At 41.1% G+C, this 12,845-nt stretch carries 13 protein-coding genes; 12 read left to right on the forward strand and 1 reads right to left on the reverse strand.

Annotated elements, in window-relative coordinates:
- Positions 1 to 6: 6 nt before the first annotated feature.
- Genes T543_RS15390 through T543_RS11920 form a run of 5 tightly spaced genes read left to right on the forward strand, consistent with a single transcriptional unit; the run spans position 7 to position 4,114 of the window.
- Positions 7 to 1,281 carry a GDSL-type esterase/lipase family protein gene (locus T543_RS15390; RefSeq protein ID WP_051638753.1) on the forward strand — a complete coding sequence of 425 codons (1,275 nt, stop codon included), beginning with the start codon at positions 7 to 9 and terminating at the stop codon, positions 1,279 to 1,281.
- A gap of 9 nt (positions 1,282 to 1,290) precedes the next feature.
- Positions 1,291 to 1,521, forward strand: coding sequence for a hypothetical protein (locus T543_RS11905; protein ID WP_035768782.1), 231 nt, complete (start codon positions 1,291 to 1,293; stop codon positions 1,519 to 1,521).
- A gap of 23 nt (positions 1,522 to 1,544) precedes the next feature.
- Positions 1,545 to 1,925: a RidA family protein gene (locus tag T543_RS11910; protein WP_035768785.1), complete on the forward strand. Its 381-nt coding sequence runs from the start codon at positions 1,545 to 1,547 to the stop codon at positions 1,923 to 1,925.
- A 5-nt stretch (positions 1,926 to 1,930) separates the two neighbouring features.
- Positions 1,931 to 2,992 carry a tetratricopeptide repeat protein gene (locus tag T543_RS11915; RefSeq protein ID WP_035768789.1) on the forward strand — a complete coding sequence of 354 codons (1,062 nt, stop codon included), beginning with the start codon at positions 1,931 to 1,933 and terminating at the stop codon, positions 2,990 to 2,992.
- A gap of 6 nt (positions 2,993 to 2,998) precedes the next feature.
- A complete protein-coding gene (locus tag T543_RS11920; protein ID WP_051638754.1) occupies positions 2,999 to 4,114 on the forward strand; it encodes a D-alanyl-D-alanine carboxypeptidase family protein in 1,116 nt (371 codons plus the stop codon).
- 73 nt (positions 4,115 to 4,187) lie between these two features.
- Here T543_RS11920 and T543_RS11925 read toward each other — a convergent pair whose 3' ends face one another.
- Positions 4,188 to 4,625, reverse strand: a complete 438-nt coding sequence (locus T543_RS11925) for a PH domain-containing protein (protein ID WP_035768791.1) — start codon at positions 4,623 to 4,625, stop codon at positions 4,188 to 4,190.
- Positions 4,626 to 4,730: 105 nt separating this feature from the next.
- Here T543_RS11925 and T543_RS11930 point away from each other — a divergent pair, with 105 nt between their 5' ends.
- The 7 genes from T543_RS11930 (at position 4,731) to T543_RS11960 (ending at position 12,794) form a co-directional block, all read left to right on the forward strand.
- Positions 4,731 to 6,395, forward strand: a complete 1,665-nt coding sequence (locus T543_RS11930) for a sensor domain-containing phosphodiesterase (protein WP_035768793.1) — start codon at positions 4,731 to 4,733, stop codon at positions 6,393 to 6,395.
- 47 nt (positions 6,396 to 6,442) lie between these two features.
- Positions 6,443 to 7,177 (forward strand): hypothetical protein, encoded by a 735-nt coding sequence (locus T543_RS11935; protein WP_035768801.1) that lies wholly within the window; start codon positions 6,443 to 6,445, stop codon positions 7,175 to 7,177.
- 76 nt (positions 7,178 to 7,253) lie between these two features.
- Complete coding sequence (locus tag T543_RS11940; RefSeq protein ID WP_035768803.1) at positions 7,254 to 7,730, forward strand: hypothetical protein; 477 nt, start codon at positions 7,254 to 7,256, stop codon at positions 7,728 to 7,730.
- A 103-nt stretch (positions 7,731 to 7,833) separates the two neighbouring features.
- The gene (locus tag T543_RS11945) at positions 7,834 to 9,201 is read left to right on the forward strand and encodes an MATE family efflux transporter (protein WP_035768805.1); all 1,368 of its coding nucleotides are present in this window, start codon (positions 7,834 to 7,836) and stop codon (positions 9,199 to 9,201) included.
- Between the two features lie 140 nt (positions 9,202 to 9,341).
- Entirely contained in the window at positions 9,342 to 10,034 is a 693-nt protein-coding gene (locus T543_RS11950) for an iron-sulfur cluster assembly scaffold protein (protein WP_035768806.1), read from the forward strand.
- A gap of 24 nt (positions 10,035 to 10,058) precedes the next feature.
- Positions 10,059 to 11,078 carry a GGGtGRT protein gene (locus T543_RS11955; RefSeq protein WP_022763477.1) on the forward strand — a complete coding sequence of 340 codons (1,020 nt, stop codon included), beginning with the start codon at positions 10,059 to 10,061 and terminating at the stop codon, positions 11,076 to 11,078.
- A 339-nt stretch (positions 11,079 to 11,417) separates the two neighbouring features.
- Positions 11,418 to 12,794, forward strand: a complete 1,377-nt coding sequence (locus T543_RS11960) for a GH25 family lysozyme (protein WP_035768808.1) — start codon at positions 11,418 to 11,420, stop codon at positions 12,792 to 12,794.
- The last annotated feature ends 51 nt before the right edge of the window (positions 12,795 to 12,845 follow it).

Consider the following 12,845-nt stretch of genomic DNA (forward strand, 5'->3'; position numbering starts at 1 on the left):
ATATAAATGAAAACAGTTTTTCGGCATATCCTTACCTTGGGATTTATACTGGGAATCATTTTCTTTAGTGTGGATTCTTACATGGGTAGGATGAGTGCATATGGAAAATATGAATATGATGCTTCTGAAATGCCTCTGCTTTCGTTGTCCCTTAGGGCAATAGATTCAGGTGAAACACCTTATCTTATTGCGCTTGCAAAGGATAAGATGTTTGGAAAAGGTAATAATGATAAGCCCTCTTCTGAAGAAGAAAAGGCAAGTGACGTTGCCGATGCTGAAAATACAGGTGATACAGAACAGACGGCAGATAATTCCGAGGCAGAGAATAATGAGCAACAAGGTCAGGCTGCAGAAGAGGCAAATGCCGGCGCAACTGATCAGACGATTGAAGAAACGGATAACGATGGCGCTGACGAGGGCAATGTTGCAGCCACAGAAGTACCTGCAGAAGAAGCGGAAGTTCCTGTAGAGGAGCAGCCTGCAGAGGAAGTACCTGAGGAAGAAGTTTACGTGATGACAAGTGTAGACGATGACTATTTTTGTGATGCTCTTTTTATCGGAGACTCAAGAACGGTAGGCTTGTCAGAGTATTGCCAGGAACTGATAGACAGATCTACTTTCTATGCAAAGGTATCCATGACGATCTATGGATTTGATAAAATAGAGTTCGTTGAGGTGCCCGTATTACCGCAGGATCCGGCTGCCGAGAGTGCTGAAGGAACAGAGAGCGGGGAAAATATTGAAGATGCAGGTAGTCAGGCTGATACGAATGTATTGCCCGCGGAAGAAGCCCCTGCTGATAATAGTGTAACTCCGGAAGATGTCCCTACTGAGACCGTTACTATCGAGGAAGCTCTCTCAAGAAAACAGTTTGGCAAGATATATGTGATGCTTGGAATCAACGAGCTTGGAAGCGGAACAACAGAAACTTTCTGTGCAAAATATGCAGAGGTTCTTGCAAAAATAAGGGAAAAGCAGCCTGATGCAATAATCTATATTCAGGGAATAATGCATGTTACAAGTCAGAAAAGCTCAAAGGATAAAGTCTTTAAAAATGAGACCATAAATGAAAGAAATGAAGGGCTTAAAGCACTGGCTGACGGTGAGCATATTTTCTATATCGATATGAATGAGGCTACAGACGATGAGAATGGTGCTTTGAACAGCGAATTATCTTTTGACAGTGTACATTTGAAAGCAAAATCCTATGCTTTATGGTATGATTATTTGAAAAACCATGCTTATGTAAAAATGAAAGTAAGCGAGGTTCCGAATGAATAAGAGGCAGTTATGGGAAGACAAATGGTTTTTAAAATGGAGCGCCCCGGCCTGTTAAAGGAAGGCGACAAGGTTACGGTAACGGAAGGTGAACTTCCGAGTAATGTGTATTATACGATCGATCCGTCTCTTGCGATGTCGGCCAATTTTCCTTTTAGAGAGAGGATGGCTGAAAGGGAAGGCGTTGTATTAAAAGTTGAGGAGAACGAGCGCGGATACTATGTAACCGCTGAGTTTGGTTAAAAAAGTTTACGGAGGATGAAAAGATGAAAAAAATTTCTACAGACAAAGCACCTGCAGCAATAGGACCTTATTCACAGGCAATACTTGCAGGTAAATTTCTTTATGCTTCAGGTCAGATACCGATCAATCCCGCTACAGGAAATATTGAAGGTGAAGGAGTTTCAGCTCAGGCAGATCTTGTATGCAGAAATATCGGAGAGATCTTAATGGCAGCAGGAACAGATTATGAGCATGTTGTAAAGACAAGCTGCTTCCTTGCTGATATGTCTGATTTTGGCGATTTTAATTCAGTATACGAAAAATATTTCACAGGAAAGCCGGCAAGAAGCTGCGTTGCTGTAAAACAGCTTCCTAAAAACGTATTATGTGAGGTTGAAGTAATAGCATATCTTGGTGAGGATTGATTTAGATGACTGATCATGGGAAAAGAGTCGCTGCCATGCTCATGACTATGGGGGTCATATGTGCTTGCGGATGTGGTAGCAATTACAGACATGGTAACGTCGACTCTGCACTTACTCATATAGAAAACTTTGAATATGCAGAAGCAGAGGAAAGTCTGAACAATGCGGAAAAACAGGGTGAAGATGAAAGACTTTTGTGCAGAGCAAGGGGAATACTCTACAGAACATTGGGACAGTATGATCTTGCGATAGACGAATTCTTAAAATCACTTGCTGCAACAGACGGAATTCCTAATGATATGGATTACGATACTAATTTTTATCTGGCTGATGCGTATATCAAGCTTGGAAGATATCCGGAAGCTATAGAAGTATATGATGCTATTCTGGATATAAGAAAAAAAGATAAAGATGCGTTTTACATGCGTGGTATAGCAAGACTTAAAAATGAAGATCATGATGGCGCCTATTCTGATTTTTCCAAGGCTATGTCCCTTTCCCAAAGAGATTATGATCTTAGGATCATGATCTACAAGGCTCTTTCGGAAGCGGGATATGAGGATGAGGGCAAAGCCATACTGGAAGCATGTCTTAGTGATGGCGACCAGAATATGACCAATTATGAAAAGGGCCAGATATCTTATTATCTTGGAAATAATGCAGATGCACAGAGCTATCTGGAACTTGCCAGAAACGAACGCGATTCTCAAAAAGCACCTGTTGTCCTGCTGCTTGGTCAGACAGGCGAGAGACAGGGCGACTATAACTATGCGGTGAGCGTATATAAAACATTTCTTGCAGAGGATCCTAACCACCCTGATATCTACAATCAGCTCGGTCTTTGCCAGATCAGGATGGGGGATTATGATGGCGCAGTTTCTTCTTTTGAGGAGGGACTTGCCCTGAATGATACAGCATATTATCAGGCGCTTCTTCTGAATGAGATTACTGCATACGAGTATGCGGGCAATTTTACGCAGGCGAAAGCACTTATGGAAAAATACAGGAAGGCGTATCCGGATGACAAGGATGCGGAGAGGGAGGAGATATTTCTCTCTACAAGGTAAGTTAAATTGGGGAACAAGCATTACAGAAATTTGGACAGCAGCTACTATGTGAGAAGGAAACCTGCTAAAAGAAAGAAGAGGTTTATTCCTATTCTTGTGGGCGCAGGGGTGCTTAGTATAATCATAGCTGCAGTATTGATTTTTATTTTTACCGGAAAAGGGAATAAAGAGGAGGATGCGGCCGATCTTGCTTCAATAGAGGAGAGTATACCTCAGGAAGAGATTGAGCCACAGATTGAGGAAGAACCCGAAGCAGAGGTAGAGCAGGAAGAAGTAAAAGAACTATCACCCGAGGTTGCAAGCTTTGCAGAAGGGTATGAAGTGACAACATCTCCTTCAGTATCGGAGATATACAGCGAAGATGTCATTAGTGAAAATGCAGTTTTGATCGATGTGGATAAGGGCGAGATAATTGCTAAAAAAGCAGCTGATGCAACTATTTCACCTGCTTCAATGACAAAAATCCTTACTGTACTTGTTGCTGCTGAACATGTGACGGATCTTGATGATACGTTTACAATTACCAGGGACATAACAGATTATTCATTTTCAAATGACTGCAGTATTGTGGGATTTGATGTTGATGAGACTGTGACAGTAAGAGACCTGATGTATGGAACGATTCTTCCATCAGGAGCAGATGCCGGACTTGCACTTGCACAATATGTTGCAGGCTCTCATGAAGCTTTTGTAGACATGATGAACCAAAAACTCGAGGAACTGGGGCTCTCTGACAGTGCTCACTTTACTAATTGCGTTGGCTTATATGATGAAGATCATTACTGTACATTAACCGATATGGCGATGATACTTAAGGCTGCAGTTGAGAATGATCTCGCTAGAGAAATACTTTCTGCACATACATATACGACTTCTGCCACAGAGCAGCACCCGGAAGGCATAACGATTTCAAACTGGTTCCTTAGAAGAATTGAGGACAAAGAGACAAACGGTGAAGTGGTATGTGCAAAGACCGGATTTGTCAACCAGTCAGGCTGTTGTGCAGCGAGCTATTCGGTTTCGAACAGCGGTGGACATTATATATGTGTATCTGCCAACGCCTGGAGTTCATGGAGATGCATCTATGATCAGGTGGAAATATACAAACAATATTTGAGCTAAAAAGAAAAGGGAGCCGTGAAAGATGATGATTTCTCATTTTTCACAGCTCCCTTAAATATTTGAAATTACAGTATCAATCACCTATATCATCAAGGGTGCCGTCTTCTGCTGCAAAACTTATATCCTGCATATTAACAGTGCGCCTTCTTAAGCGGGCTTTCTCTGATTCCTGATTGATGAAATCCTTTATTTCCCTTCCGTGCTTTATGTTTTTCATGACAATGGTTTTGTCTGTAACATCTGAGGTAAAGCAGGTGATTGTTGAAAGTCCGAATATTCTCTGGATCAGGGATCTTGATAATTCAACGTCGCTTATTTTGTACATGAAACAGTCGTTTTCATGTATGCTTAAGAAGCCGGAGATGATTATCAGTTCATTATCATAGAGCTCATATTTTTTAAAAGGCCACGGAATTCCGAATAATGTGAGTCTTGAAACCTCCGTGTATTGAAGTGCACCTTTAGAATTTTGTGCTGCTGCGTTTTGCTCGGGATTTGAAATCTTAGACATATCTGTACCTTCCTTATAATGCTAAAAAACAGTTGATGTTAATAATTCACAAATACTATAATTAGTATAGCATAAGAGTTTTGTTTGGGGAGGGTTCTTTTAATCATGCCGGATAATCGCCAGGGGGCCTATGAAACCATAGGAAAAATCTTTGATACATTTGCAGTTACGTCAAAGAGCCGCTATGTTTACGTTTATGATATTGAACGCAACATGGCAAGGTGGTCTGAGAATGCTGTAAACTATTTTGGCTTGACAGGGGAGTATATCTACAAGGCAGATCAGGTGTGGGAAGCGCATGTTCACCCCGAGGATAGGGCGACGTACAGAGAACACCTTGCAACTGCTTTTTCAGGAAATCGAGTTAATCCCAGTTTTGAATACAGAGCCAGAAATAAGAGCGGAGAATATGTTGCCTGCTCATGCAAAGGAGTTGTTATAAAGGACTACTCCGGCAAGGCAGCCTTTTATGCATGCTCACTTATAAATAAAGGTATCGTCGACAACACAGATCCCATAACAGGATTGTCAAACCACTATGAGATGTACAATTACATGCACAGCCTTGAAAGAGAAAAGCTGGGCTATGTGCTCTTACTTGTAAATGTCATAGATTTTGGAGATATCAACAGACTCTACGGTTATATGTTTGGAAACAGAATGCTTAAACAGATGGGCGAATGGCTCGTTAAGGAAGTTGCTGAAAAAGGTCATGTTTACAGAGGGGACGGAACGATTTTAGGTGTCTGCAGCGTGAATATGACTATTGATGATATCAAGAGTCTGTATCAGAGAATGAGAGTCTATGTTAAAAACAGCATGAAGGTTGGAAATTCCAGTGTTTCCGCAGATCTTGGCGGAGGTGTGATCGCATGTGATGAGGCAGGGATTGACGTTCATGCAATTTATACAAGTGCCAAGTATGCCCTTGATTATTCCAAGACGAAAAAGCATGGCAATCTGATCATTTTTCATAACAATGAACTTGAATACAATAAGAAGACAATTGATCTTGTAGAGGCAGTAAGGGAAAGCGTTCTAAACAGATGCAACGGCTTTTATCTGAATTATCAGCCAATCATCTCCAAGACAAACGGGTCTCTTAGGGGAGCAGAAGTTCTGCTTCGCTGGAATAAGGAGCCTTACGGAGACGTTTCCCCAAGTGAATTTGTACCATGGCTTGAGCAGGACAGATCCTTTTATACTCTCGGGACCTGGATACTCGACAGGGCTATGAAGGACGGACTCGAGATACTAAAGGACCATCCCGACTTTTTCATAAGTCTGAATCTGGCTTATGTACAGCTTGAAAAAAGTGAATTTCGAACAACAATAGTTGAGCTTCTTCGCGGAAACAGATATCCGGGAACAGCTATGTGTATAGAGCTCTCCAACGTGACAAGGGATATAAACTTTGATTATCTTAAAAGTCAGGTAATCTTTTTAAAGTCCTGCGGAATAAGGATTGCTCTTGATGTGAGCGATTTTGCAACGCTTGATCTTGCAACCTCTCTTCCTATAAATATTATCAAGATCGGAACTGAGATCACAGAGAATGTCAGCAAGAGCCCACTGTCCAATTATATGGCCAAGGCAATAACCGGTTTTGCTGAGGATATGAGCATTGGGGTATGTGCTACGGGCATAGGAGATGCAGAAACAGAGCAGAAGCTTAAGGATTATCATATAGATTCGGTTCAGGGATATTATTATTCCAGACCGGTTAGTTTAGAAGATTTTAAGAAGCTGGATATGTACAAGCAAATATAATATGATGTTATAATATTATGGGTGGTTATACGAAAGGCGGCTTTTTAATGGCTCATATGTTTACCTACATAAAACCGGAATCTATGATATCTGCTTTCAATGAACAAAAAGAAACTGTGCTTAAGGAGCGCAGTATTTGTGTTGCAAGATTGGGAGATCTGGCGGTAAACATGTCCTATGTAAATGATGATGCCTTCACTTTAAGTCTTGAAGATCTAAAATACGGCACCCAGTATTCAGGGCGCGTTATAAATGTTGATGTTTCAGATGAAAAAGATGCTGCAGAGATGGTCGAGGGCTTTTTTCACAGAATGCAGATGATACATGATCAGGAAGTCCTTGAGATGAGAGAGCATATCTGGAAATGGTATGGTCTTAAGTGGCTTGAGAAAGAGGGGATCACTCTTGATGAGTATCTTGACAATATCATGTCCAATGAAGAATTAAAGGACAAGATACATTGGAAGAGCTTTGAAGAGTATATAGCAAGTGATTATCTTAATGTGGCCGACACAATGAATCTCATTAGTGAGTTTGCTTTGACGGAAGAAGAAAATAACATATACAGCAAATTTATAGCAAGTGACATAATTGAGCTAAGGCAAAGTCGTTCCTTTGAAGCACTAAAGAATCAGTTTGATCATGAGGATGAAGTTTTTGAAAATAAGAAATCCTTTACATTTGGTGTTGAGGTAGTTGCCGATAGCAGGGAGGAAGCACGGAAAAAGTTACAGTCAATTCTGACCGATGAAGAAGACGGGGATTTTTACATAATAGGTTAAAAACTGTTTTGCAAATGCCGATATACCATATGGAGTATTGGTGCTTTTGCGAAAGCTTTTAGATTGAGGTGGAATTATGAAAAAAAGCCTGTTTTCTTTTGCCTTTTATTTTTCACTGTTTATTATTGCCTTGTTATTAAAAGGTCCTGCGCCGGTCTATGCTACCGAGCTTCAAAATATAGATGACGAGCAGCAATTGGATGTAACGGTTGGTTCTGATGAAAACGGCAATGTCACCGTTACTTTTGGAAAATATCTGTTTGTAAGAAAATATAACGGATGGTACATTCCGGCCACATATATCTATAACGGAAGCGATCTGGATACTTTTCTTGACTCTGCTGTAGCGGGAACGAGGAGAACCAGCGTAAGATGCGATGGCTTTCTGTTTGTTAAAATGTCAGGTGGCTGGTACAGACATGAACTTCACTTTAATGACGGACGGTCGCTTGCCGAAGCATTTAATAAGGCAGCAGGTATTACCAGCACCTATAATCCCAATGGAGAACTGAGTTCTGATGACAATACAAATAATACGAATGTAAATCGCTGATGTCTTGATATTATTTTTTTTATTTGGTATCATGCCATAGTGTTAAAAAAAGGATGCAATGTGCATCCTTTTTTGTTCTTGAAAAAAAAACAGAAGGAGTAGTATGGCTGTAAAAGAAAATAAAATGGGAGTTCTTCCCGTAAAAAGATTAATAATTTCAATGTCACTTCCGATGATGCTCTCTATGCTTGTGCAGGCTCTGTACAATGTCGTGGACAGTATTTTTGTTGCGCAGATAGATGAGGCAGCTCTGACTGCAGTAACACTTGCATTTCCTTTGCAAAACCTGATGATAGCACTTGGCTCGGGAACCGGAGTAGGTATGAATGCACTGCTTTCAAGATCCCTTGGAGAAAAGAAATTTGAAAGATCAGATGCTGCTGCAAATACAACAATTTTGCTTACCTTTATGAATTTTGTCGTATTTTTCCTTATCGGTGTTTTCGGTGTAGAGCCCTTTATCAGAACGCAGACAAGCGATCCGCAGATCATAGCTTATGCGGTGATGTACTTAAGGATCATCTGTTGCATGTCTATCGGTCTGTTTTGTCAGATGAGTTTTGAGAGAATGCTGCAGTCTACAGGAAGAACTGTGTTTAGCATGGCTTCACAGATGACCGGTGCGATAATCAATATAATAATGGATCCCATCCTGATATTCGGACTTTTCGGATTACCTGCAATGGGCGTAGCGGGTGCTGCACTTGCAACAGTCATGGGCCAGATAGTTGGTGCATGCATAGGACTTTATTTTAACGTAAAGAAAAATAAAGATATAAATATCAAGCCTTCACTTATCTTTAATCCCAAGGCTGATATTGTAAAAGAAATATATTATGTAGGTATTCCCTCTATCCTAATGATGTCCATAGGATCGATCATGACATACGCCATGAACCTCATACTTACCACATTTTCAACAACTGCAACAGCGGTATTTGGAGTATACTTCAAGCTTCAGAGCTTCTTCTTTATGCCTGTGTTCGGACTTAATAACGGACTTATCCCCGTGCTGGCATATAATCTTGGCGCACGCAAAAAGCAAAGAATTGAAGAAGCGCTCAGATTTGCAATGCAGCTTGCAGTTACCATCATGGTAGCAGGCACGATCACCTTCCTTGTGATACCACAGGTACTGTTAAAGCTCTTTAATGCATCACCTGATATGACTGCGATCGGTGTTCCTGCCCTTCGCATAATATGTTTGAGCTTCCCTGTAGCCGGAGTTTGCATAGCACTTGGCTCTGTATTCCAGGCTTTTTCAGAGAGTATATATTCACTTATCGTATCTGTCGGACGTCAGCTTGTAGTTCTTATTCCGGTAGCATGGCTTTTGTCCCGCACCGGTAATTTAAACATGGTTTGGTGGGCATTCCCGATAGCAGAAATTGCATCATTTATCCTTTCCATATACTTCTTCAAAAAAGTCTATGGAAAAAAAGTAAAAACAATAATAGAAGCAGATGATTGATCACTTAATTAACTTTTAATAACCTTAATGATTTAAAATCTTGATATAATCTGCATTTTTTAGTAGAATTTGGGTGTAGTGCGTAGTAAACGATAAAAATTTATCATACTATAGTAAACACTAATTCTAAGGAGGTACTTATGATTTACTCAACAGAGGTAAAAAATATGTGTCCCGTAACACAAGGGGTACATCATGGTGCTGCTCCCATTCCTGAAGAGGCTAAGTGGGTTCAGTCCAAAGAGATTAAGGACATTTCCGGTTATACACATGGTATTGGCTGGTGTGCTCCTCAGCAGGGTTGCTGTAAGCTTTCCCTTAACGTTAAGGAAGGTGTTATCCAGGAAGCACTTGTAGAGACTATCGGATGTTCCGGTATGACTCATTCAGCAGCTATGGCAGCTGAAATTCTTCCCGGTCTTACAGTTCTTGAAGCACTCAATACTGACCTTGTATGTGATGCTATCAATACTGCTATGAGAGAGCTTTTCCTTCAGATTGTATACGGCAGAACACAGTCTGCATTCTCAGAGGATGGACTTCAGATCGGTGCCGGCCTTGAGGATCTTGGTAAGGGATCACGTTCAATGGTTGGTACAACCTATGGAACACTCAGCAAGGGACCTCGTTACCTTGAACTTACAGATGGTTATATCACAGATCTTGCTCTTGATGAGAATGATGAGATTATCGGATATAAATATGTTAACTTTGGTAAGATGATGGACTTCATCAAGGCTGGAGACGACGCTGCTACAGCACTTGATAAGGCTAAGGGTCAGTATGGCCGTGTTGCAGATGCAGTTCGTTTCATTGATCCCAGAAAAGAATAATTTAAGGTAAGGAGGAAAAATATAATGGCTTTATTTGAATCATATGAAAGAAGAGAGCCCCAGATCCTGGCTTGCCTTAAGGAGTATGGAATCTCTTCTATCGAAGAATGTAAAGATATCACAATGGCAGCAGGCATTGATGTATACAGCCTCATCGAAGGCATTCAGCCTATCTGCTTTGAAAACGCTAAGTGGGCTTACACAGTAGGTGCTGCTATCGCAATCAAGAAGAACTGCCGCAAGGCTGCTGATGCTGCTGCAGCAATCGGTATCGGCCTTCAGGCTTTCTGCATCCCCGGTTCTGTTGCTGACCGTCGTAAGGTTGGTCTTGGACATGGTAACCTTGGTAAGATGCTTCTTGAAGAGGATACAGAGTGCTTCGCATTCCTTGCAGGTCACGAGTCATTCGCTGCTGCTGAGGGTGCTATCGGTATCGCTGAGAAGGCTAACAAAGTTCGTACAAAGCCTCTTCGCGTTATCCTTAACGGTCTTGGAAAAGATGCTGCACAGATCATTTCCCGTATCAACGGCTTTACATATGTAGAGACAAAGTACAACTACTTCACAGGTGAGGTAGAGGAAGTATTCAGAAAGTGCTATTCAAAGGATGCAAATTCACCTCGTGCAAAGGTTAACTGCTACGGCGCTAACGATGTACAGGAAGGTGTTGCTATCATGTGGAAGGAGAACGTTGACGTATCTATCACAGGTAACTCAACCAATCCTACAAGATTCCAGCATCCTGTTGCAGGTACTTACAAGAAGGAGCGTACTGAGGCTGGTAAGAAGTACTTCTCAGTTGCTTCAGGTGGTGGTACAGGTCGTACACTTCACCCTGATAACATGGCAGCAGGTCCTGCTTCCTACGGTATGACAGATACTATGGGACGTATGCACTCAGATGCTCAGTTTGCAGGTTCTTCATCAGTTCCCGCTCACGTTGAGATGATGGGTCTTATCGGTGCAGGTAACAACCCGATGGTTGGTATGACTGTTTCAACAGCTGTATCTATCGAAGAAGCTGCTAAGGCTGGTAAGTTCTAATATCGGTCAATTAATAAGTTGATAATAAAACGGCGCAAGACATAAGTTTTGCGTCGTTTTTTATATCATAAAAATTGCTTTCCTATGATACAAAAACACTTCGTGAATATGCGCGAAAAGCGCATATTTATGATAATGCTTCTTTTTACAGAAATAGAAAAAACGCTTAAGGTTCTCGACTGGGAAAAAATAGAGAATCTTCTTAAAGAAAACTGATCATCGGCATTCTGATTTTTTCTTCCTTAATTTTTGTTAAGAAAGCAGTATTATGCGCTATTCAAACCGGAATTATGCTATAATTTTATCAGGTATGTTTTAAGTTTATAGCGGGAGGTTTTTATGAGGATTTCAAAAAAGATTTTTGCGGGAATAATTGCTGCTGCGTTGGCATTTACTGTAGTGCCTGCAATGCCGGCAAAGGCGGAGGTAAAGTATTCCGGAACATATACTAAATTAATCGAGATTGAGAAGCAGGAGATACCTGACTCAGCGAATTCTGCTGCATCAAATTCAGCAGCTACTACACCGGCAGGTCAGACCGGAACCACTCCAACACAGGTTAATTCAGAAACAGAGACTGAACTTGCCATTCAGCAGGAAACAGTTTCCGTCATGCCGAAGATGTCATTTGTTATTGCGGCAGAATTGGATGGAAAAATAATTAAAACAACCAGCAATAAAAGCAAGTTTAAGTATAAGTCATCAAACAAAAAAATCGCAAAGGTTACTAAAAAAGGAATAGTAACCACCTTGAAGAAAGGTAAGTGCGATATCACAGTTACGTCAAAAAAAGATGGGACACAGTATGTTCTTCACTTAAATGTTGCAAAGAAAGTAAAAGTAACAAAGCTTAAGCTTTCAGCAAAGAGCAAGGTCTTTGAAGAGAAAAAGAAAAACAAATTTACTCTTACAGCTACGGTCAAGCCTTCAAAATATGCTGATGTACCGCTTAGATGGTATAGCACAGACAAAGCCGTTGCTACAGTAGATGAGAGAGGTAATGTTGTAACAAAAGGCTATGGTTCATGTTCGATCGTATGCGTTGCCGGATCAAACAATAAGAGGGCAACATGCAGTGTAAAGGTTGTTAGCCCTTATAAAGAGCCTGAGACAGGCGGTAATGATACCGGAAAGGTTGTTGATCTGTCTCAGTTCAACACAGTTAATGACTGGAAGGAATTAAAAGATAACTGTGATGCTGTCATTATTCGTGTTGGCGGACGTTATTACGGAGGCGGTGCAGTATTCGAGGATTCCAAGTGGAGAAACCATGTATATAACTGCCAGCAGTATGGAATTCCTTACTCATTTTACTTCTACACAAATGCTGTAAGTGCAACTGAAGGTGCTGAAGAGGCTAACTTTATAGCTGCACGTGTTTCGGGACATGACAGAGCGCTTCCGGTATTTATGGATTCGGAGATTTCTCCAAGCAAAACCGGACGAGCTGACAACATATCAAATGCTGAGAGAACATCCGCACTTAAGTCAGCCTGCCAGACACTTCAGTCAAAGGGAATCACACCCGGCATATATGGTTCAACCAACTGGCTTGAATACAAGATGAACATGTCAGATCTTCCCTATGCAACATGGGTAGCGCAGTATGGACCTTCCTGCACATATAGTGGTGATAAACTTCTTTGGCAGTTTACATCAAGGGGACAGGGATATGGAGTAAACGCAGGTGTTGACGTATCCTACTGGTATAAATAATATAATAGTAACAGTTCAGATTATTAAGATGCCTCAAGCGGCTGTGCTGCT

Source organism: Butyrivibrio sp. NC2002 (assembly GCF_000702265.1).
Lineage (GTDB): Bacteria > Bacillota > Clostridia > Lachnospirales > Lachnospiraceae > Butyrivibrio.